The 22,814-nt window shown below is 35.6% G+C and carries 19 protein-coding genes; 2 read left to right on the forward strand and 17 right to left on the reverse strand.

Annotated features, from left to right (window positions below; genetic code table 11):
- Nucleotides 1–14: 14 nt before the first annotated feature.
- The 4 genes from ACSBO6_RS19665 to ACSBO6_RS19680 all read right to left on the reverse strand — a co-directional run bounded on the left by ACSBO6_RS19665 (nucleotide 15) and on the right by ACSBO6_RS19680 (nucleotide 4,743).
- Nucleotides 15–932 carry an N-acetylglucosamine kinase gene (locus ACSBO6_RS19665; protein ID WP_098846150.1) on the reverse strand — a complete coding sequence of 306 codons (918 nt, stop codon included), beginning with the start codon at nucleotides 930–932 and terminating at the stop codon, nucleotides 15–17.
- Between the two features lie 328 nt (nucleotides 933–1,260).
- Nucleotides 1,261–2,244, reverse strand: a complete 984-nt coding sequence (locus tag ACSBO6_RS19670; protein ID WP_098846149.1) for a tRNA dihydrouridine synthase — start codon at nucleotides 2,242–2,244, stop codon at nucleotides 1,261–1,263.
- 122 nt (nucleotides 2,245–2,366) lie between these two features.
- Nucleotides 2,367–3,749, reverse strand: a complete 1,383-nt coding sequence (rlmD, locus tag ACSBO6_RS19675) for a 23S rRNA (uracil(1939)-C(5))-methyltransferase RlmD (RefSeq protein ID WP_498843913.1) — start codon at nucleotides 3,747–3,749, stop codon at nucleotides 2,367–2,369.
- A gap of 109 nt (nucleotides 3,750–3,858) precedes the next feature.
- On the reverse strand, nucleotides 3,859–4,743 hold the full coding sequence (locus tag ACSBO6_RS19680) for a diacylglycerol kinase (RefSeq protein WP_098846147.1): 885 nt from the start codon (nucleotides 4,741–4,743) through the stop codon (nucleotides 3,859–3,861).
- Nucleotides 4,744–5,014: 271 nt separating this feature from the next.
- On the opposite strand from ACSBO6_RS19680, the gene ACSBO6_RS19685 reads away from it, so the two are divergent.
- Nucleotides 5,015–5,482, forward strand: coding sequence for a formate/nitrite transporter family protein (locus ACSBO6_RS19685; protein WP_098846146.1), 468 nt, complete (start codon nucleotides 5,015–5,017; stop codon nucleotides 5,480–5,482).
- 59 nt (nucleotides 5,483–5,541) lie between these two features.
- On the opposite strand, the gene gatB is transcribed toward ACSBO6_RS19685, so the two are convergent.
- The 9 genes from gatB to pcrB all read right to left on the reverse strand — a co-directional run bounded on the left by gatB (nucleotide 5,542) and on the right by pcrB (nucleotide 17,706).
- Entirely contained in the window at nucleotides 5,542–6,972 is a 1,431-nt protein-coding gene (gene gatB, locus ACSBO6_RS19690) for an Asp-tRNA(Asn)/Glu-tRNA(Gln) amidotransferase subunit GatB (RefSeq protein ID WP_098846145.1), read from the reverse strand.
- Between the two features lie 15 nt (nucleotides 6,973–6,987).
- Nucleotides 6,988–8,442, reverse strand: coding sequence for an Asp-tRNA(Asn)/Glu-tRNA(Gln) amidotransferase subunit GatA (gatA, locus tag ACSBO6_RS19695; RefSeq protein ID WP_098846144.1), 1,455 nt, complete (start codon nucleotides 8,440–8,442; stop codon nucleotides 6,988–6,990).
- Nucleotides 8,443–8,456: 14 nt separating this feature from the next.
- Nucleotides 8,457–8,747 carry an Asp-tRNA(Asn)/Glu-tRNA(Gln) amidotransferase subunit GatC gene (gatC, locus tag ACSBO6_RS19700; RefSeq protein WP_069032659.1) on the reverse strand — a complete coding sequence of 97 codons (291 nt, stop codon included), beginning with the start codon at nucleotides 8,745–8,747 and terminating at the stop codon, nucleotides 8,457–8,459.
- Between the two features lie 281 nt (nucleotides 8,748–9,028).
- A complete protein-coding gene (locus tag ACSBO6_RS19705; RefSeq protein WP_498843914.1) occupies nucleotides 9,029–9,553 on the reverse strand; it encodes a deoxycytidylate deaminase in 525 nt (174 codons plus the stop codon).
- A 233-nt stretch (nucleotides 9,554–9,786) separates the two neighbouring features.
- Nucleotides 9,787–11,334, reverse strand: a complete 1,548-nt coding sequence (gene pruA / locus ACSBO6_RS19710) for an L-glutamate gamma-semialdehyde dehydrogenase (protein ID WP_498843915.1) — start codon at nucleotides 11,332–11,334, stop codon at nucleotides 9,787–9,789.
- 202 nt (nucleotides 11,335–11,536) lie between these two features.
- Complete coding sequence (locus ACSBO6_RS19715; RefSeq protein WP_498843916.1) at nucleotides 11,537–12,739, reverse strand: CamS family sex pheromone protein; 1,203 nt, start codon at nucleotides 12,737–12,739, stop codon at nucleotides 11,537–11,539.
- A gap of 74 nt (nucleotides 12,740–12,813) precedes the next feature.
- Nucleotides 12,814–14,814, reverse strand: a complete 2,001-nt coding sequence (gene ligA / locus ACSBO6_RS19720) for an NAD-dependent DNA ligase LigA (RefSeq protein WP_498843917.1) — start codon at nucleotides 14,812–14,814, stop codon at nucleotides 12,814–12,816.
- A gap of 16 nt (nucleotides 14,815–14,830) precedes the next feature.
- Entirely contained in the window at nucleotides 14,831–17,008 is a 2,178-nt protein-coding gene (gene pcrA / locus ACSBO6_RS19725; protein ID WP_498843918.1) for a DNA helicase PcrA, read from the reverse strand.
- Nucleotides 17,008–17,706 (reverse strand): heptaprenylglyceryl phosphate synthase, encoded by a 699-nt coding sequence (gene pcrB / locus ACSBO6_RS19730; protein WP_498843919.1) that lies wholly within the window; start codon nucleotides 17,704–17,706, stop codon nucleotides 17,008–17,010. Before pcrB ends, pcrA begins: the two co-directional genes overlap by 1 nt.
- Nucleotides 17,707–17,926: 220 nt before the next feature.
- Here pcrB and ACSBO6_RS19735 point away from each other — a divergent pair, with 220 nt between their 5' ends.
- The gene (locus tag ACSBO6_RS19735; RefSeq protein WP_498843920.1) at nucleotides 17,927–18,184 is read left to right on the forward strand and encodes a YgaP family membrane protein; all 258 of its coding nucleotides are present in this window, start codon (nucleotides 17,927–17,929) and stop codon (nucleotides 18,182–18,184) included.
- A 109-nt stretch (nucleotides 18,185–18,293) separates the two neighbouring features.
- Here ACSBO6_RS19735 and purD read toward each other — a convergent pair whose 3' ends face one another.
- Genes purD through purM form a run of 4 tightly spaced genes read right to left on the reverse strand, consistent with a single transcriptional unit; the run spans nucleotide 18,294 to nucleotide 22,761 of the window.
- Nucleotides 18,294–19,559, reverse strand: coding sequence for a phosphoribosylamine--glycine ligase (purD, locus tag ACSBO6_RS19740; RefSeq protein ID WP_098846136.1), 1,266 nt, complete (start codon nucleotides 19,557–19,559; stop codon nucleotides 18,294–18,296).
- A 19-nt stretch (nucleotides 19,560–19,578) separates the two neighbouring features.
- Nucleotides 19,579–21,114 carry a bifunctional phosphoribosylaminoimidazolecarboxamide formyltransferase/IMP cyclohydrolase gene (gene purH, locus ACSBO6_RS19745; protein ID WP_098846135.1) on the reverse strand — a complete coding sequence of 512 codons (1,536 nt, stop codon included), beginning with the start codon at nucleotides 21,112–21,114 and terminating at the stop codon, nucleotides 19,579–19,581.
- A gap of 46 nt (nucleotides 21,115–21,160) precedes the next feature.
- The gene (gene purN, locus ACSBO6_RS19750) at nucleotides 21,161–21,724 is read right to left on the reverse strand and encodes a phosphoribosylglycinamide formyltransferase (protein WP_098846134.1); all 564 of its coding nucleotides are present in this window, start codon (nucleotides 21,722–21,724) and stop codon (nucleotides 21,161–21,163) included.
- Nucleotides 21,724–22,761: a phosphoribosylformylglycinamidine cyclo-ligase gene (gene purM / locus ACSBO6_RS19755; protein ID WP_098846133.1), complete on the reverse strand. Its 1,038-nt coding sequence runs from the start codon at nucleotides 22,759–22,761 to the stop codon at nucleotides 21,724–21,726. Before purM ends, purN begins: the two co-directional genes overlap by 1 nt.
- Between the last annotated feature and the right edge of the window lie 53 nt (nucleotides 22,762–22,814).

Raw genomic sequence — 22,814 nt, forward strand, 5'->3', positions numbered from 1 at the left:
ATTTTTATTTTGAATTACTTGTATTTCTCGCCAATAATGATGGCACCGAAAACTGGATCATAAAGAGGTGCAGAAAGTTCAACTTGAGGTAAAGCCACACTTAACTTTTCTTTTAATGCATCGAAATACTCAGCTGATTTCGTCAGCAAACTTCCGGCCACAGATAGGCGGAAATTAATTGAACCCATTTGTCTACTAATTCCAATCACTAAACGAACCAACTTATCTAGTTGACCTTCAACAATTGAACGGGCAGCTTCATCACCTTTTACCCATGCATCTAAAACGATTGGGGTACAAGAAGCTACCTTATCTACCGGAATTGTATCTTCCATGTATAATAAATCCATAAAATCTTCCGGAGAATTCAACTTAAAATGAGCGAGCAATTTTTCGGTAAAAGATGTAGGAGCAATCACTTTGTCATACTCGTTCAAAACAGCAGCAATTGCATGTAAACCAATCTGGAAACCTCCACCCTCATCACTTATTAATCCGCCCCATCCTCCTGAGCGTAGTGTATTTCCTTTTGAATCTACTCCCATAACTATCGAACCTGTTCCGGCAATTATCAAAGCATCTTTTCTTTCTCCGTTGCCACCAACAAGAGCAATTTCCGCATCATTTACTACTTCTAGCTGGCAAGTAAAACCACTTTCTTTTAATGCATCTAAATAAATATCAATATCTTTAGGACGATCTACTCCTGCAGAACCTAGTACAAGAATCGCATTTTGTAAACGCTCTCCAAAATATGAAAATAGCGATTCATATATTTCACTAAATACTGGTATAAGCCCTTCTACACCGATGTTGTTATAATTTGACATGCCAAAATTTTGATCAAATAACGTTTCTCCATCTAGTCGTTCTTTGACCAGAACTCTCGTTTTCGTTCCTCCGCCATCCATTCCAATTATCAATCTATTCATTATGTGTTTATCCTCCCTTTCGTTGATTTCGTATGTTAAGTTATCGATTCATTCTATTTAACGTTTCTCAATTTAAAAAATGTTCATTATCTATAGTTGCATTAATTGTAAAGTAAACATTTCTCATTTACTAGGTGGATATTTTCTTCATGTAAAGGAAAAAAACCACTTATTCAATAAGAACAACTAAATTCAAGCTAAAAGATTGAGGATTGTATAATAAAAAAAGTACCCTATAGCTAGACTTTTAAAGAGTCTACTCTAGAGAGTACTTTTTTAACATCTTTACATGTACGGATAATCATTGACAACACAACGGATGTCACGTTTACAATTCAGCGATTCCATCAAGATTCTTTGACTCAAAGTTATCAAGCATTACACGTACATCATCTGTTGATTTCGTGTTCATCAATTGATTTCTTAGTTCACCAGCTCCGCGGAATCCTTTGACATAAATTTTGAAAAAGCGATGAAGCCCTGTGATTGAACGTGGCAATACATCAGCATATTGATCTTGAAGATCAAGATGTAGTCTTAAAAGATCGAGTTGTTCTTTACTACTATGCTCTTTTGGCTCTTTTTCAAAAGCAAAAGGATTTTTAAAAATGCCTCGGCCGATCATAACACCATCAATACCATATTTTTCGGCAAGCTGTAGGCCAACTTGACGATCAGGAATGTCTCCATTAATTGTTAGAAGCGTATTCGGTGCGATGCGGTCACGTAATTTTTTAATTTCCGGAATTAGCTCCCAATGTGCATCTACTTGACTCATTTCTTCTCTTGTACGTAAATGAATAGAAAGATTGGCAATATCTTGTTTAAAAATATGCGTTAACCATTCCTCCCACTCATTTACCTCCTTAAAACCGAGTCGCGTTTTCACGCTAACAGGAAGTCCACCTGCTTTTGCAGCTTGAATTAGTTCTGCAGCAACGTCAGGGCGCAGAATAAGTCCACTCCCTTTCCCTCTTGATGCCACATTCGGTACAGGGCAACCCATATTAATATCGATTCCCTTAAATCCTAGTTCTGCCATGCCAATACTCATTTGACGGAAATATTCAGGATTATCCCCCCAAATATGTGCCACTATTGGCTGTTCATCTTCTGTAAAAATCAAACGGCCACGCACACTTTTCATGCCCTCTGGATGACAATAGCTATCGGAATTTGTAAACTCTGTGAAAAATACATCCGGTCTACCCGCTTTACTCACCACATGGCGAAAAACAACGTCTGTCACATCTTCCATCGGTGCAAGTACAAAAAATGGTCGTGGTAAATCACGCCAAAAATTATCTGCCATATTTAAATTCAAATCCTCTCAATGGGCTAAAAAATTCAAACCTTTTAGCCCAAAATTAAAATTATTATCTCCGGCCAACAGCATTCTACTGTTCAAGTTACTAAAAGTCTTAGTAATGAAAATTAATTCCCTTCCTTAAGTACTAATTTCGCGACAGCTTCAACGTGACTAGTATGTGGGAACATATCTACCGGCTGTATTTCTACTGTTTTATATCCGCCGTCTTCAAGAACTCTTAAGTCTCTTGCTAATGTAGCAGGATTACATGAAACATAAACTACTTTGCTTGGCTTCATATCAATGATTGTATTTAATAAAGCCTCGTCACAACCCTTTCTTGGAGGGTCTACTACTAATACATCAGCTGTAATTCCTTGCTTGTACCAATTAGGAATAACCTCTTCAGCTTTCCCTACTTCAAATTCAACATTTGTCATTTCATTAATCATTGCATTTCGTTTCGCATCTTCAATGGCTTCAGGTACAATTTCTACACCATAAACCTTTTTAGCCTTTTGTGCTAAAAATAAAGATATTGATCCGATTCCACAATATGCATCTATAACGGTTTCACTACCGTTTAAGTCTGTATACTCGAGTGTTTTATCATATAAAACCTTAGTTTGTGTAGGATTTACTTGATAAAATGATCGTGCTGAAATTTCGAAAGTAATATTTCCAATTTTATCTTTGATTGTTTCACTTCCGTATAATACAATTGTTTGATTTCCAAGAATCACATTTGTTTTTTCATTATTTACGTTTTGAATAATGCTCGTAATTGTCGGATATTTCTTAACAATTCTAGCTATTAATTCATCTTTTTGAGCAAAGTTTACTTTATTAGTAACAAGAACTAACATTGATTCATTTGTATAGTATCCGTAACGTGCCATGATATGACGTAACTGACCTTTATGGTTAATTTCATCGTATGGCTCTATTTTTAATTCATCACAAAGATCTTTAACAGCTTGTATCATTTCATCATTTTCTTTTCCTTGAATGTAGCATTCATTCATTGGAATAATTTCATGGCTTCTTTTTTGATAGAAACCAACTACTAGTCCACCTTCAAGTTCTCCTACTGGAACTTGTGCTTTGTTACGGTAACTCCATGGATTTTCCATTCCTAATACCGGATGGATTATTACATCATCAAGTTTCCCAATTCGTTTTACAACTTCTACAACTTGTTTATGTTTTGCTTCAAGCTGGCCTTCATAGCTCATATGTTGAGTTTGACAGCCTCCACACTGATTGTAAATCGAACAGATTGGTTCTACTCGAACATCACTTTCTTTTTGGAATTCGATAATTTTACCGAAACCAAAGCCTTTGCTTGTTTTTAGCACCTTAATTTGTGCCTTTTCACCTGGAAGTGCATTTGGTACAAAGATCGGATATCCATCTACCTTTGCAACTCCATGTCCCTCATGAGTTAAATCGATAAATTCAACATCTATAAATTGATTCTTTTCTACAGGTAATACTCTTTTCGACAAGTCCCTTACCTACCTTTCAACCTTTTATTAAACCATTTCATTATACAAAATAAATAACCACGTTAACTACCGTGGTTACTTTTTCTAGTATTTACTACTATTTCACTTATTATGGTACAAAGATTTCTAGGTGATTGTAAAGCATATCGACTGTACATGGTGTTTCTCCACCATACTCACCATCAATATTTAATAGTAGTTTTTCATCAGACATAATTTTCAAATGGCTTGCTCTAGTATAAAGAACATGTTCATTTTGTACATGCTGACCTCTTAATAGCTGAGCACATACTTTAATGATTTCAGCTATATTTGATTTCTTTAATACTAATAAGTCAAATTGTCCATCATTAATGCTTGCCTCGGGTGCAATTTTTTCAAAACCACCAACAGAGTTTGTATTCGATAATAAGAACAAAAATGCTTCTTCATCAAATATTTTTCCGTCATACTCAATTTTTAATCGTGTAGGCTTAACTCTTGGTAACATTTCAATACCTTTTAAATAATACGCAAGCTGTCCTAACATTGTTTTTAGTTTACTAGGTACTTCATATGTTAATTCAGTAATTTTACCGGCAGCCAAAATATTTACAAAATATTTATCATCAACTCTTCCAATATCAAGGGGGACAGTTTGCCCATTTGTTATGACTTCAGCTGCTTCCATAATTGAAACATTCACACCGATTGCTCTAGCAAAATCATTTGTTGTCCCTACTGGGATTAATCCTAACTTTGGTCGATATTCTTGTTCTGCCAAACCACTAATGACTTCATTAAGTGTTCCATCTCCACCGCAAGCTACAACTAAATCAAATTTTCGTTCACATGCTTCTCTTGCTGCGATTGTCGCATCTCCTGCACCGGTTGTTGCATGACAAGAAGTTTCATAGCCCGCTTGCTCGAACAATTCCAAAACATCGGGAAGCTTTTTCTTGAAAATTTCGCGACCAGAAGTAGGGTTGTAGATTATTCTAGCACGTTTCATCATTAACCATCCTACTTATTTATTTAAGTTCTCTAACTTATATCCTAACCTAAAAAGTTTTTATAGTAAACTTTTTCCATTTACTTATCTATTTTTACCTATCTAAAGCATGTTCAAACCCAGAAAACCGAGATTGAAAAGTAATATTATATTATATTAAATTTATATTACATTCGTTTCTTAGCTATATTTTTCAATGGTTTTGAACAACTTAATCATTATAGTACATATTGATGATAAATACATTAAAGTAGAATTAAGGATTGATAATGAGATGGGAAACAAACCGTTCGTGAATGTAGAGTATTTTGCTCTAAAAAAGTTAAAGATTTATCGAGATAGTGTTTTGCGTTTTTTATTAAGAGCTATAATGGCTAGTATGTTTATAGGCTTCGGAGTTATAGTGGCATTTAAATCAAGTAATTTCTTTCATGCCGCGTATACACCTTTTGCTTACCCGATGGCTGTAATAACAATCACTGTCGCCATTCTTCTAATTGCATACGGTGGTGCTGACTTATTTATAGGTAACATATTTTATTTTGCCTATATTGCCGTTAGAGGAAAAATGAATTGGCTAGAGGTATTAAATTTGTGGCTTATTACTTACATTGGAAATATACTAGGTGCTGGATTTTTTTCTTTATTAATACATATATCAGGATTATATAACGACCCAACGGTAAAGTGGATTTCTTTTTGTATGCACCAGCAAGCCAACCATATTATTGAGTCATTTTAATCTCAAACAGTACAAAAAAACTACGAGCTTTATAGTTCGTAGTTTTTTTATTGAAAATCTTATCTTTTTTGAATTTCTTCCATTAAGATCTTATTTAATAGTGGTGGATTTGCTTGGCCTTTAGTCGCTTTCATCATTTGACCAACAAGGAAACCAATAGCTCGGTCCTTACCATTTTTAAAGTCTTCAATTGATTGCGGGTTCGCATCAAGTGTTTCGATAACGATTTTACGAAGAGCGCCTTCATCAGATAATTGTACTAAACCTTTTGCTTTTACAATTTCATTTGCGTCTCCGCCGTTTTCGATTAATTCAATGAATACTTTTTTCGCAATCTTAGAAGAGATTGTACCGTCTGTTATTAATTTAAGCATACTAGATAAGTTCTCAGGCGTTAAAGCAACTTCATGCAGTTCTTTTTGTGATTTATTTAAGTATGCAGAAACTTCACCCATTAACCAGTTAGATGCTAATTTTGCATCTGCACCATTATTTACTGTTTCATCGAAGAAATCAGACATTTCTTTTGTTAAAGTTAATACCATTGCATCGTATGCTGGTAAACCTAATTGCTCTACATAGCGTTTTTGACGAGCATCTGGAAGCTCTGGAATACTTTTACGAACACGTTCTTTCCACTCATCATCAATGTAAAGTTCAACTAAGTCTGGTTCTGGGAAGTAACGGTAATCATCCGATCCTTCTTTAACACGCATTAAGATTGTAGTCTTTGTAGCTTCATCGTAACGACGTGTTTCTTGTTGGATTACTCCACCAGATAATAATACTTTTTCTTGGCGAACTTGCTCGTGCTCTAGCCCTTTTTGAACGAAAGCAAATGAGTTTAAGTTCTTTAATTCGGCTTTTGTACCGAATTCCTCTTGTCCAAATGGACGTAATGAAATATTAGCATCACAACGAAGTGATCCTTCTTCCATTTTTACATCAGATACGCCACTGAATTGAATAATTGACTTAAGTTTTTCTAAATATGCATAAGCTTCTTCAGGAGTTCTCATATCCGGTTCAGAAACGATCTCAATTAATGGAGTTCCTTGACGGTTAAAGTCTACTAATGAATATCCTTCATCTGTATGATTTAACTTTCCAGCATCCTCTTCTAAATGAACGCGAGTAATACCGATTCGTTTCTTTTTGCCACCAACTTCTATTTCAATCCATCCATTTTCACCAATCGGCTTATCAAATTGAGAGATTTGGTAAGCTTTTGGATTATCAGGATAGAAGTAGTTTTTACGGTCAAACTTTGTTTCAGTTGCAATTTCACAATTTAATGCCATTGCTGCCTTCATACCAAAGTTTACAGCTTCTTCATTTAATACTGGTAACACACCTGGATAACCTAAATCAATTACACCAGTGTTTGTATTTGGTTCTGCACCAAACGCATTAGGGCTTGGTGAGAAGATTTTTGATTTTGTTTTTAATTCTACGTGTACTTCTAAACCGATTATCGTTTCAAAATTCATCTTTCCCGCGCCTCCTTATAGTTGTGGTCTTTGTTTTGTAAAGTCAGTTGCTTGCTCGTATGCATGGGCAACTCTGTAAATTGTAGACTCATCAAAATGTTTACCGATAATTTGTAATCCTAATGGAAGACCATTATGGAAACCACAAGGAACAGAAATCGCAGGTACACCCGCTAAGTTAATAGGAATCGTTAAAATATCATTTGCGTACATTGTCATTGGGTCACTTACTTTTTCGCCTACTTTAAATGCAGGAGTTGGTGTAGTTGGGCCAATAATAACATCATAGTTTTCAAATACTTTCTCGAAATCTTCTTTTATTAAAGTACGAACTTGTTGAGCTTTTTTATAGTAAGCATCATAGTAACCAGAACTTAATGCATAAGTACCTAACATGATACGACGTTTTACTTCGTCTCCGAAGCCTTCAGCTCTTGTTTTCTTATAAAGATCAATTAAGTTTTCTACATCAGCTGCACGATGACCGTAACGAATACCATCGAAACGAGCTAAGTTAGCAGATGCTTCAGATGAAGAAATTAAATAATATGTCGCTAATGCATATTTAGAATGTGGTAATGAAACCTCTTCCCATGTAGCACCTAAGCTTTCTAATAAATTTAAAGCAGCCATAACAGATGCACGAGCTTCTTCCCCAACGCCTTCACCCAAATATTCTTTCGGTACAGCGATACGAAGACCTTTTACATCACCTGTTAACGCCTTAGCAAATGAAGGGACTTCTACATTTGCTGAAGTTGAGTCATTTGCATCTAATCCTGAAATTGCTTGTAATAACAAAGCATTATCTTCTACATTTCTAGTAATTGGGCCAATTTGATCTAAAGAAGAAGCGAATGCTACTAAACCAGAACGAGATACACGACCATATGTAGGTTTTAAACCAACAACTCCACAAAATGAAGCTGGTTGACGGATTGATCCACCTGTATCAGAGCCTAAAGAGAATAATACCTCTCCAGCAGCAACTGAAGCTGCAGACCCACCGCTACTTCCGCCTGGTACGTATTCCGTATTCCAAGGATTACGAGTACCACCGAACGCAGAATTTTCATTAGATGAACCCATTGCAAATTCATCCATATTTAATTTTCCGATCGTAATGCTTTCAGCTTGTGCTAATTTCGTTACAACTGTCGCATCGTATATTGGATTGAAGTTCTCAAGAATTTTACTCGCACAAGTAGTTCGAAGACCCTTTGTAACGATATTATCTTTTACACCAATAGGCATACCAGAAAGAATTCCACGGGACTCATCCCAAGGCTTTTCATCAAGTGCTTTTGCTTGAAGGCGTGCTTGCTCTTCATTTAAAGTTAAAAATGATTTTACTTCACCATCAACTGCTGCGATTCGCTCATAAGATTCATTTACTAACTCTTCTACTTTAATCTCTTTTGATTTTAATTTGCTATGTAATTCTGAAACTGTATATTCAAATAATGACACTCTCATTTCCCCCCTTAATCCAATATTGACGGTACTTTAACTTGTCCATCTTTGTGGTCTGGTGCATTCTTCAGTACCTCTTCTATTGGTAAACCTTTACCTGGCTCATCTTTACGTAATACATTACGCATTTTTAGGACATGTGTAGTTGGTTTTACATTTGTTGTATCAAGTTCACCTAACTGCTCAGCAAAATCTAAAATTGCTCCAAGCTGTTTAGAAAACTTCTCAGCTTCTTCCTCAGTAACCGCTAAACGCGCTAAATGAGCAACGTGCTTAACTTGCTCCATTGTAATCTTTGACATTTATTTGCACCTCCATATTATTCGCACAACATACAATATACTGATAATACCAAATTTCCCATGTGTCGGGCAACATTCCACTTAAATACAAGTAAAATAATTACAGACTGTCCGCCAAACGGTCTCTTTCTTCGTTACTTCACCTAATTGAAGCTAAATGATCGTATAGGATAACTTCGCTTTTATTAGATTAAATGAACCTCGAAAGACATTCGCTTTCAAACAGTCTGTACACACATTCCTACATATAATCAAACGTTTGTTTAAATTTGGACTAAAATTTATTCGGCAGGGATTCTTGTCAGTTCAATTCCATATTTTTTAAAATACTCAATTGAATAATCATCCGGATAGCCTACATTATAGACAACTCTAGTAATCCCCGCTCCATTTATCATTTTTGCACAAGCTCGACACGGTGCAGTTGTACAATAGATTGTCCAATTATCACCTTTCGTTTTTTGAATTCCGGATTGTACTAATTGATAAATTGCATTTTCTTCAGCATGGAAAGCATCACAAGGATACTGATCTGAGTATTTACCACTATCTATTAAACCTTCTTGACGAGCAGCAAAGCGAGGACAACCCCCATCAATACAATGCTTAGCTCCTTTTGGATATCCATTATACCCAGAAGCAATTATTCGATTATCACTAACAATAACTGCTCCTACCCTTCTACTTCCGCAAGTTGAACGAAGAGAAGTTATAAATGCTTGTCCTAAAAAATAAGAGTCCCAATCATCACGAGTTCCTAATGGTATTGAATCTACTAATTGAATAATTCTCTGTAAAATTTGCATGGTATCCCTTCTCTCTGTTCTCAATCGTTATGATAAAATTATAGCATAATAATATAAGGAAAGGTTTAGATAGTGAAGTAGTGAAATAAGAAGAAAAGCATAAAATTCATACGCTCTTTTTTTAATTGATCATAATAGCAAATAAATACAAAGAAAACCCCACAAAGAATGAATATTCTCTGTGGGGTTTCTTCTATATAAAGGATGTCTAAAACAAACCTTTACTCTATTAATTAAAGCATTTCTGAAGTTGTTTTACCTTGCATGTGAAGAACTAGGTAGTCTGGTCCACCTGCTTTAGAGTCAGTACCTGACATGTTGAATCCACCAAATGGTTGGTAACCAACGATTGCACCAGTACATCCACGGTTGAAGTATAAGTTACCAGCGTGGAAATCTTCACGTGCTTTTTCGATGTTTGCACGGTTGTTAGAGATAACAGCACCTGTTAAACCGTATTCAGTGTTGTTAGCAATTTCTAAAGCATGATCAAAGTCATTAGCTTTGCAGAATGCTACAACTGGTCCAAAGATTTCTTCTTTCATTAAACGAGAATCTTCAGCAACGTCAGCAACGATTGTTGGTTTGATGAACCAACCAGTAGAATCGTCTCCTTCTCCACCTGTTACTACACAGCCTTCTTCACGTCCGATTTGAACGTAGCTCATTACTTTATTGAATGCAGCTTGGTCATTAACTGGACCCATGTAAGTTGAACGATCTTCTGGGTTTCCTACAGTTAATTCGTTTGTTAATTCGATTGCACGAGCAAGAACTTGATCATACACATCTTGGTGAATTACTGCACGAGAACATGCTGAACATTTTTGACCAGAGAATCCGAATGCAGATGTAACGATTGATTTAGCAGCTAATTCTAAATCAGCTTCTTTATCAACTACGATTGTGTCTTTACCGCCCATTTCAGCGATAACACGTTTTAACCAGATTTGACCTGGGTTAACTTTTGCAGCGCGCTCATAAATACGGATACCTACTTCTTTAGAACCAGTAAAGCTGATGAAACGAGTGCGTGGGTGATCAACTAAGTAATCTCCTACTTCAGCACCACTACCTGGTACGAAGTTTACTACTCCAGCAGGTAATCCAGCTTCTTCTAATACTTCTAAGAATTTGTAAGCAACTACTGGAGTTGTACTTGCTGGTTTTAATAGTACAGTGTTACCTGTTACTACAGCAGCTACAGTTGTTCCAGCCATAATTGCAAATGGGAAGTTCCAAGGAGAGATTACAACACCAACTCCTAATGGAATGTAGTTGAAACGGTTATATTCACCAGGACGGCTTTCAACAGGAATTCCGTCTTTTAATTGTAACATTTGACGAGCATAGAACTCTAAGAAATCAATTGCTTCAGCTGTATCAGCATCAGCTTCATTCCAAGGTTTACCAGCTTCTTTCGTTAATAAAGCTGAGAATTCGTGTTTACGACGACGAATAATTGCAGCCGCACGGAATAAGATGTCAGCACGAACTTCAGGCTTAACTTTTCTCCATGTATTAAAAGTTGTATCAGCAACTTGCATAGCTTTTTCAGCTAATTCACGGCTTGCTTTAGATACAGAACCAATAACTTCTTTGTGATTTGAAGGATTTACAGATACGATTTGTTCTTCTGTAAAGATACGCTCTCCACCAATGATTAGTGGATATTTTTCACCTAAATATGATGAAACTAGTGCTAATCCTTGTTTGTATTGTTCTTGATTTTCCTCTAAGCCAAAGTTAGTAAATGGCTCATGTTTGTAAGGTATAACCATTGAATAAATCCCCCTTTAGTTTGAAAATAGCAATAACTGTAACCGTTTTTCTATCAGTGTTTTCAGTCAATTGCTAGTAGAATTATCTACTGTATAAAAAACTCACATTTACATAATACAATATTCCTATATTTTCTTCAAATATGAAACGCTTACAGATTCTTCCGTAACATAGAAAAAAGGAAGAGTTGTCCTCTTCCTTTTAGTTATAAATATGCACACTAGGTTCTTTAGCATCTACTTCTTTTACGATAAGTGCTTCCTGTCCATTTGTTGAGAATATATTCGTCTCAACCTTTAAGTATGAAGGGAAATGGTCCATCATAAGTCCCGCTACATATTGCGTAAAAGCTATGACTTCTGCCTTACCATAAAACTGCATAGGTATATCAATTTTTAGTTGTATTAATTCATTATCCTTATAAAAACCAGTGCCTACAACACCTGTATAATTCGGAAAATAATTTTCTATATCGGATTTAAAGTTAACCATTTTCATCGCATCATCTCGGTGATCTGCAGTTGCAGCAGCTGAAGGGAATAAATAGTACTTCTCATTAATTTTATCCCAATTACTAATCGAAAAGTCATTTCCGGAAACTGAAGTCATAGCAACATAGTTTCCAGGTACTACAGATGATTGACTTTGCTGACGGAAAATAGCAAATGTAATCGGTATATCTTTAAATTCGTCCATTTTTCGAACTCGCGTCAAAATTTCTTGAGCGATCGCTTTACCTTGTTTAATCATTTCATCTTGAGGAATTTTAAGCTCTCTTGGATAGCCATGTTCCTCTTGATAATAATAAACAGAGTTCATTGCTAAACCAATTGCTACTCCCTCAACTTTAACTTCTTTCCCATCCTTTTTTAGATAATCCTGCTCTAAAATAGAATTTAAAAAAATCGGAGCTTGTTTAGCCTTTTCATCTTCAGTAAGATTTTTTGTGTCTGTTTGAATTGGATTCAAACCATCATTTGTAATCGAATTCTTTTTTAAATTTGCTTTTACAAGTGCATCTTGTTTTTGTTTAAATTGTGATGGAGTGTACTTCCTTTTTAGCCAAGATTCCACTGTTTTTTTACTTAATAATTGTCCTTCTTGATACAAGTAATCTTTTGTTGAATATTGCTCTTGTACAATTCGCATTAAACCTAATTCAAATTCACTAATATCTAGTCTATTATCAATATTTGCAACGACAGCACCCCTTGTATTACTCGGCTTAAACGGAAGTATTGTCTTGTAGTAATCATTTGAAATTGAATAACGGGGTATGATTGCGTCTTCCCCTTTTTTGTTACTGCCCTCTTGTACAACCTTATCTTCATTCTTTATTGATAATGAACAGCCAGATAAGATGAGCGAAAAACAACATAGGAGCATTCCTAATCGTTTTTTCATCTAACTCACACCTTCTACTTATTAAGCGAACGAACTAATACCTCATTAATCCGCCCTCTAATTGATTGAATTTATTATTGTGGTTGAAGCTCTTTAATCATTCTCTCTTCATCCCAAATCTCGATATTTAATTTACGTGCAGCGTCTAATTTCGATCCAGCTGCCTCACCTGCAATGACTAAATCAGTACTCTTACTAACACTTCCTGCTACTTTTGCACCAAGTGCTTCTAATTGCTTCTTCGCCTCACTTCTAGTCATCTGTTCTAGCTTACCAGTTAATACTACTGTTTTACCAGCAAAAAGAGAATCCAAATTCATATTTTCTACTTGAATCCCTTTATATTCAGTATTTACTCCAACTGTTTTAAAGGTTGCAATAAGTTCTTTTACTTCGTCTTGTGAAAAGTAATCATTTATTGATTGCGCCATTTTAGAACCAATTTCATTAACTCCGGTTATTTCCTCAACCGTCGCTTCCATTAATCGATCAATTGTTTGGAAATGTTGTGCTAATGTCTTTGCAGCTTTAGCTCCTACATGACGAATGCCTAGTCCAAATAATAATTTTTCAAGTGAATTTTGTTTAGAAGATTGAATTGCAGAAATTAATTTATCCGCTGACTTTTCTCCAAATCGTTCTAGAGATAATAATTGTTCTTTCGTTAGAAGATACAGATCTGTAAAAGTCTTAATTAAATTAGCATCAAATAATTGTGATACTACTCTTTCGCCTAAACCTTCGATATTCATTGCATCACGGGACGCAAAATGAATTAATCCTTCACGAATTTGAGATGGACAGAAAGGATTTACACATCGTAGTGCAACTTCACCTGCCACTCTTATTAACTCATGCTCACATGAAGGGCAGTGAGTTGGCATAGAAAAAGGCTGTTCATCACCAGTACGACGATCTAATAGAACATTCACAACTTCAGGAATAATATCTCCAGCCTTGCGAATAACGACTGAATCACCAATTCGAATATCTTTTTCTTTAATTAAATCTTCATTATGAAGCGATGCACGTTTTACTACAGTACCTGCAACACGAACAGGCTCTAAAATTGCAGTTGGTGTCACTACACCTGTACGCCCTACACTTAATTCGATATCTACTAATTTTGTAACTACCTCTTCAGCAGGGAATTTATATGCAATAGCCCATCTTGGTACTTTAGCTGTTGAACCTAGCTTTTTCTGAATGCTATATTCATCCACTTTTATGACAATTCCATCAATCTCATAAGGTAATGACGGTCTCTTTTCTTTCCATTCATGAACGTATTCAATTACTTCTTCAATTGTGTGGCATGTTTTGCGGAAAGTATTTGTTTTAAATCCAAGTTTGTGAAGATAGTCTAGTGCTTCGCTATGCTTTTGAATTGAAAACTCCTCAGCTGTAGGGAATCCATAAACAAAGAACGATAAATCTCGTTTAGCAACAATTTTCGGGTCAAGTTGGCGTAATGAACCAGCCGCTGCATTTCTTGGATTTGCAAATAGTTCTTCCCCATTCTTTTCACGCGATTCATTAACCTTTTCGAAGCTAGCTTTTGGCATGAATGCTTCACCACGAGCTTCTATTGTAACTGGCTCTGAAAGTCTTAATGGTATTGCTTTAATTGTCTTTAAATTATGCGTAATGTCTTCTCCAACTGTACCATCACCACGAGTTGCACCTTTGACAAACAATCCATTTTCATATTGAAGTGAAACGGCTAAGCCGTCTATTTTTAGTTCACAAACATAAGAAACGCGAGCTGAATCCTGTCTTATTCTTTGGTCAAAGTCTCTCAAATCTTCTTCATTAAACGCATTTCCTAGGCTCAACATTGGATGACTGTGAACGACTTTTTCGAACAGATCAATTGCCTGTCCACCTACACGTTGAGATGGAGAATCTGGTGTTATGATAGTAGGATATTGTTCTTCTAATCCAATTAATTCATGTAATAATGAGTCATACTCGGCATCCGGCACAGATGGCTGGTCTAACACATAGTACTCATAGTTGTATTGATTTACTTTTGTTCTTAGTTCTTCAACTTTATCAATGATTTTTTGATCCAAGAGCTCTCCATCCCTTCTATGCTTTCGTAATTGGAGCAAATTTTGCTAATAACCGCTTAATACCAACAGGACTTGGGAATGCAATATCTAACTCCATTGCTTCGCCTTCTCCTTTTACACTCACAACTGTACCAATTCCCCATTTACCATGAGAAGCTTTATCTCCAACTCTCCAACCAAGTGACTCGCCACCCGTTGTTTTCATTGCTACTACTGGTCTCGATACAGCACGGCGCTCAGTTACTACTTTCTTATTTGCACGATCTAAAAGTTCATCAGGAATTTCATTAATAAAGCGAGATTCTTGGTTTATACTTGTACGCCCATAAAGTGTACGTGTTTGAGCATTTGTAATGTATAACTCCTTTTCCGCACGTGTTATACCTACATATGCTAATCTTCTTTCTTCTTCCATTTCTTCTTCGTCCATTAAAGATCGGCTATGAGGGAAAATACCTTCTTCCAAACCTATTAGAAAGACAACTGGGAACTCTAATCCTTTTGCAGAATGAAGCGTCATAAGGATAACTTCATCTGTTTGTGACTCTTCTTTGTCCGCTTGATCGATATCAGAAACTAAGGCTAAATCAGTTAAAAATGATACTAAACTTTTATCTTCACTACTTTCTTCAAAAGCATTTGTAACAGTTAAAAACTCTTCAATATTTTCGATTCTAGAAGCAGATTCAATTGTATTTTCATCTTTTAACATTTGGATATAGCCTGTTTTATCAAGTACTTCTTCAACTAGTTCAGTTACTGATAAATAATCTAGCATCTGTTGCCAGTTTTTTGTCATAGCATGGAAATCTCCAACTGCTTTCGTAATTTTCCCACTTAATCCAACGAAATCTATTTGCTCTAAAGTATCAGATAAAGATAAGTCATTCATTATGCTATAGTTAATAATTTTATCTACAGATGCCGCTCCGACGCCACGTTTTGGTACATTAATAATTCTTGAAAAACTGATTTCATCATCAGGATTGGCAATAAACCTTAAGTAAGCAAGTACATCTTTAATCTCTTTACGATCATAGAACTTTACTCCGCCGACCATTTTATAAGGAATATTAGACTTAACTAAAACTTCCTCCATTGCACGTGATTGTGCATTTGTACGATATAGAATTGCAACATCGCCATATTGACGAACGCCTTCTTTTTTCCACTGTGCAAGCTTACCAGCTACGAAATAGCCTTCATCTTGTTCGGAAGCAGCTCTAAAATAATGAATCGGCGTACCTTGTCCATTTTCTGTCCATAGCTTTTTTGCTTTACGATTCGAATTATTCGTAATCACTGCGTTAGCTGCATCAAGTATCGTTTGAGTCGAACGATAGTTTTGTTCTAACAGAATAACTTGTGCTTTTTCGTAATCTTTTTCGAATGAAAGGATATTAGAAATATCTGCTCCACGCCAGCGATAAATTGATTGATCAGAATCACCTACAACGCAAATATTTTTGAATTGCTCTGCAAGTAATTTTACAATTTTATATTGAGCGTGGTTTGTGTCTTGATACTCATCCACGTGAATATATTGAAATTTTCGTTGATAATATTGTAGTACTTCTGGAACACGTTCAAATAAATTGATTGTCATCATAATTAAATCATCGAAGTCTAAAGAATGATTTTTGCGTAGTCGATCTTGATAAGATGCATAAATTTCTCCAACAACTTTTTCATAAGGAGTAAAAGCATCTCTTGTATAATCAGCAGCAGTTTGTAGTTCATTTTTTGCACTACTAATCGTCCCTAAAATACTACGTGGATCAAATTTCTTAGAATCTAAGTTTTTCTCTTTAAGAATATTTTTTATGACTGTTAATTGGTCAGCTGTATCTAAAATAGAAAAACTTCTATTGAAGCCAATTCGATCAATATCTCTACGAAGGATCCTTACACACATTGAGTGAAATGTCGAAACCCAAATATCCTCTGCATCTTTTCCAACTAGATTAAAAATACGCTCTTGCATCTCTCTAGCTGCTTTATTTGTAAATGTAATCGCAAGTATATTCCAAGGAGCTACACCTTTTTCGCCTAATAAATACGCAATTCGATGCGTTAGTACTCGAGTTTTACCTGAACCTGCTCCAGCCATAATTAATAAAGGACCATCAACCGTTTTAACGGCTTCTTTTTGCATTGGATTTAAACCTTGCAATAATTCTTCTGCTGTTTTCATTACTTCGTCGCTCCTTCTCTCACAGCTTTCACAGTAAGTAAAGCCTCTTGTAAGTTATCATAGATAATGTTCCCAACAACAATCGTATCAGCAAATTGCTTCATCTCAATTGCTTGTTGAGCTGATGAAATTCCTCCACCATAGAATAATTTCGTATTGTTTAATACTTTTGATACTTCTTCTACCACCTGTGGTGAACCATAGATGCCGCTATATTCTAAATAAAATATCGGTAATTTTAATAATTGCTCAGAAACTTCCGCATAAGCGACAATATCTTCGATTGAAAGATCTGTCACTGCACTTGTCTGCTTTGCGGCCTTACAATTTTCATTTAAAATACAATAACCTTCCATTACCAATTCTTCAGCATGAACTAAATGTGCGAATTCTTTCATTGCCTGTTGATGCATTCCGACAATCCACTTTGGGTCATTGCTATTTAATACTGTCGGGATAAAATAAAAATCATAACCAGGAGTTACGGCTTCTAGATTTGATACTTCTAAAATACATGGTACTGCGTAACGTCTTATTCTAACAAGAAGTGATATCGTAGCATCTAACGTTACACCGTCCGTTCCACCAACTAAAATTGCATCCGTTCCTGATTCACAAATTTTTTCTAAATCATCATCAGTGATATCTTTGTTTGGATCTAATTTAAATATGTGATTCCATTGTGAATAATCGTACATTTTGTCCTCCAAAATTTTTTTTTCATTAATTTATCTATATTTATTAAGTATTTTTATCAAAAATATAAATGTATTGTATCTTACTTAAAAAGGAAAAGTAACCCTACGTCCCCATTTTAAGTAACTAATACTAATTGTTTCCTATGATAATGAAACAATTAAAGGGAAAAATGGTAAAGAGTGATGTAGTCACTGATACTTATTATAAGGGGAGTTACTGTTGAGACCAAATATTAGCATAATCAATGCACTTATACGTATAACTGCTGGCTTTACACTCTTAGCTTACGGCACAGCTAAACTTACACGCAGAAGATGTAGTAATTCTGTCATTATTTTGATCATAATCGGTGCCATGAAAGTTGCAGAGGGAGTACTACGTTTTTGCCCAATGACTGCACTAGGTAAGAAATGTAAGGTTAAGGCAGATAAACACAACGAGGAAGATCCATTCGAAGATTACATTCAACCTTCATAAAAGTAGTTTATCAAAAATGGAGTAGATTGTATAGACAAAACAGAACACCAGTTCTTATTCCAACAAGAAAAAAGGTCGCCATTGAACATTAATGACGACCTTTATCTTATTAATTATTTACTTTAATTGCTTTATGTCCTATATCGTGGCGATAGAATAAGCCAGTTGATTGAATCGTATCAATTTGCTTATAAACATTTTCGCAAGCTGCATTAATTGAGCTTCCTTTATGTGCAATAATTAAAACTCTTCCACCATTTGTAACATATTCATTATTTTCAAGTTTTGTACCTGCGTGGAAAACCATTGTTTCTTCACTTACATTATTTAATCCAGTGATTACTGCGCCTTTTTCAGGAACTTCAGGATATCCATTTGCAGCAAGCACAACTCCAACTACAGCTTCTTCTGACCACTCTAATTGGATTTCTTCTTCATTTAATATCCCTAATAAGACTTCAGCTAAATCACTTTCTAAACGTGGTAATACAACTTCAGTTTCTGGATCCCCAAATCTTGCATTAAACTCGATTACTTTAGGTCCTTGGCTTGTTAACATTAAACCTGCATATAGGATTCCAGTAAAATGTCTTCCTTCAGAAATCATTGCTTCTGCGACTGGGATAACTATTTCTTTTAAAGATTGTTCTACAACTGACTCTGAAATTTGTGGTACTGGAGAATATGCACCCATACCACCCGTATTAGGTCCTTTGTCTCCATCATAAGCACGTTTATGGTCTTGAGCGATTACCATCGGATAAACCTTATTCCCGTTAACAAATGACATTAGCGAGAATTCTTCGCCCTCTAAATATTCTTCGATTACTACAGATGCACTTGCATCGCCGTACTTTTCATCTAGTAGCATGTCATGAAGACTTATGATTGCTTCTTCAACTGTCATCGCTACAACTACACCTTTACCAGCTGCTAATCCATCAGCTTTAATTACAATTGGTGCACCAACTTTTTCAACATATGCTTTTGCATCCTCAAATTGAGTAAATGTTTCATATGCTGCAGTAGGTATAGCGTATTTTTTCATTAAATCCTTTGTAAAGCTTTTACTTCCTTCAATAATTGCCGCTTCCTTAGTTGGACCAAAAATCTTTAAATTAGCAGCGCGAAAATCATTTACAATTCCGTTCATTAAAGGAACTTCAGGACCAACGATTGTTAAATCAATTTCTTCCTTCTTTGCAAATGCAATAAGTGCTTCATGGTCACTTTCATCAATATTGACAAGTGTTGCAACATCAATCATCCCATCGTTTCCTGGAGCAACAAATACATCTGTTACATTCTCCGATTGATTTACCTTCCAAGCAATTGTATGCTCACGGCCTCCGCGACCAATGACTAATACTTTCATCTTGTCATCTCCTTATTTCTTAATGTTTAAAGTGACGAACCCCTGTAAAGACCATTGCAATGCCATATTCATCAGCTTTTTTAATTGAATCTTCATCTTTGATTGATCCGCCTGGTTGAATAATTGCAGTAATACCAGCTTTAGCCGCTGCTTCTACTGTGTCATTCATAGGGAAAAATGCATCTGAAGCTAATGCTGAGCCAATTGATTTTTCGCCAGCTTGTTCAATTGCAATTTTTGCAGCTCCAACGCGATTCATTTGACCTGCGCCAACACCGATTGTCATATGATCTTTTGCTAAAACAATTGCATTTGATTTAACATGCTTTACAACTTTCCAGCCTAATTTTAAGTTCTCCCACTCTTCTTCAGTTGGTTGACGTTTTGTAGGAACTGTAATTTGAGCATCATCTAATCCAAACGTATCCATATCTTGACGTAATAAGCCACCATGAACTGTCGTTAATTTAGGTGCAAACGTAGGTTTAGTTTCTAAGTCTACTGTTAATAAACGTAAGTTCTTTTTACTAGTTAAGATTTCTAAAGCCTCTTCACTGAATGAAGGAGCGATAATAATTTCTAAGAATAATTCGTGCATTTTCTTAGCTGTTGCAGCATCAACTTCACGGTTTGTCGCAATAATTCCTCCAAAAATTGAAACTGGATCAGCAGTATAAGCACGATCATAAGCTTCTTCAATTGTCGTTCCTTCTCCTACTCCACAAGGATTCATATGTTTTACAGCGACAACAGCCGGATTTGAGAATTCGCGTACAATATTTAAGGCTTCATTAGCGTCATTAATATTATTATAAGAAAGCTCTTTACCATGTAATTGCTCCGCATAAGCAATAGAAGAAACTGTTGGCATTGGAGCACGATAGAATGTTGCTTTTTGGTGTGGATTTTCACCATATCGTAAAGATTGTTTTAATTCGTAAGTAACAGTATAGCTTTCAGGATTTTCTTCTCCTACTTGCTCTGTTAAATAATTAGAAATTAGTGAATCATAAGCTGCAGTGTGACGGAAAACTTTAGCAGCTAATCGACGGTTCGTTTCAATCGAAACTGTATTATTTTCAGCTAACTCAGCTAAAATTACTTCATAATCTGTCGGGTCAACTACTACCGATACAAACTCATGGTTTTTAGCTGCTGAACGAAGCATTGTAGGTCCACCGATATCGATATTTTCAATTGCATCTTCAAATGTAACATCAGGCTTCATGATTGTTTCTTTAAACGGATATAAATTTACACAAACTAAATCGATTGGCTGAATACCTAACTCGTTCATTTGACGCATATGTTCTTCATTTGAACGAACTCCTAGTAAACCTCCGTGAATTGAAGGGTGTAATGTTTTTACACGACCGTCCATAATTTCTGGAAAGTTAGTTACTTCTGAAATACCAATTACATTTAATCCAGCATCTTTTAATAAATTAAAAGTTCCACCTGTTGAAATAACTTCAAAATCATGTTTAATTAATCCACTTACGAATTCAATAATTCCTTGTTTATCTGAAACACTAACTAAAGCTCGTTTTTTCACGATCCATTCCCCCAACTAATCGATTTCATGCTATTCTCTAATCTAGTTAACTAAACAATTTTTTTAGTGTTTGCACATATAAAACATGCTCGACACTATGAACCTTCTTCTCAAGAGACTCCTTAGAATCTCCCTTTTCAATCAGAATTTCTTCTTGTGCAATAATTGGACCAGTATCCATACCTTCATCGACATAATGAACCGTTACACCAGTCGATTCGACACCAGCTAGGAGAGCTTGACCAATTGCGTCTTTTCCAGGAAATAATGGTAGAAATGAAGGATGAATATTTACAATTTTCCCAGGAAATGAGTCTAAAATTGTCGGACCAATTAATCTCATATAGCCAGCTAAAACGATAAATTCGACATTTAACTCTTTGAGATGAGCAATAATTTCACCTTCATACTGCTCTTTTGATTCATAGTTTTTCGCTGAAAATATAAATGATGGAATATTTGCTTGCTTTGCTCGTTCGATACAAAATGCATTTGGACGATCACAAACAAGTAGTTTCACTTCAGCATTCACTTCTCCGTTTAGAGTTGCATCAAGAATGGCTTGAAAGTTACTGCCATTACCTGAAGCAAATACGGCAATCTTCTTCATTACAGAGAACCTCCACCAAAGGTTACACCTTCACCTGCTTTTGTTCTTCCGATAATAAATACTTTTTCACCGTCTTCTTCTAATAGTTTAATCGTGTCATGTAAGTTCTCTTCACTAACAGCAAGAACCATACCAATTCCCATATTAAAAATATTAAACATTTCTTCGCGCTTCAATTCACCAATCTCTTCTAATAAATCAAAGATTGGTTGGATTGGCCATGAACCGTAATCAATTTCTGCACCAATTCCTTCTGGTAGCATTCTAGGAATATTTTCAATAAACCCACCACCAGTAATATGTGCCATACCTTTTACTTCAAACTTTTTAAGGACATTTAAGATTGGTTTTACATAAATTTTAGTTGGACGAAGTAGTTCTTCGCCTAAAGTATGACCTAATTTCTCAATGTGTTGATCAAGCGTTAAGCCACCTTTTTCTAATAAAACCTTACGAACTAGAGAATAACCATTACTATGGATCCCATTTGATGAAATTCCTAGTAAGATATCTCCTTCTTTAATGCTTTGTCCTGTTACAAGCTTCGGTTTGTCAACAATCCCTACTGCAAAACCAGCAATATCATATTCATCCTCTGGATACATACCAGGCATTTCTGCAGTTTCTCCACCAACTAATGAGCAGCCTGCTTGAACGCAACCATCAGATACACCTTTTACAATTTGTTCAATTCGTTCAGGTACAGCCTTGCCAACTGCTAAGTAATCTAGGAAAAATAAAGGCTCCGCACCTTGAACCACAATATCATTCACACACATCGCGACTGCATCAATGCCAATCGTATCGTGACGGTCCATTTGGAAAGCTAATTTTAATTTTGTTCCTACTCCATCTGTACCTGATACAAGAACTGGTTCTTTATAGTTGAATTTGGAAAGATCAAACATTCCTCCAAATCCGCCTAATCCACCAAGAACTTCTTGACGCATTGTTTTTTGAACGTGTTTTTTCATTCTGTTCACTGCTTCATAGCCAGCTTCGATATCTACTCCAGCTTGTTTATATGCATTCGCCATGTGATGATTTCCCCTTTCAGTCCTTATGAATAGATTCAATTGAAAAGAGGCGG

It is taken from the genome of Bacillus sp. AL-1R (assembly GCF_052180195.1).
In the GTDB taxonomy this organism is placed as follows: domain Bacteria; phylum Bacillota; class Bacilli; order Bacillales; family Bacillaceae_G; genus Gottfriedia.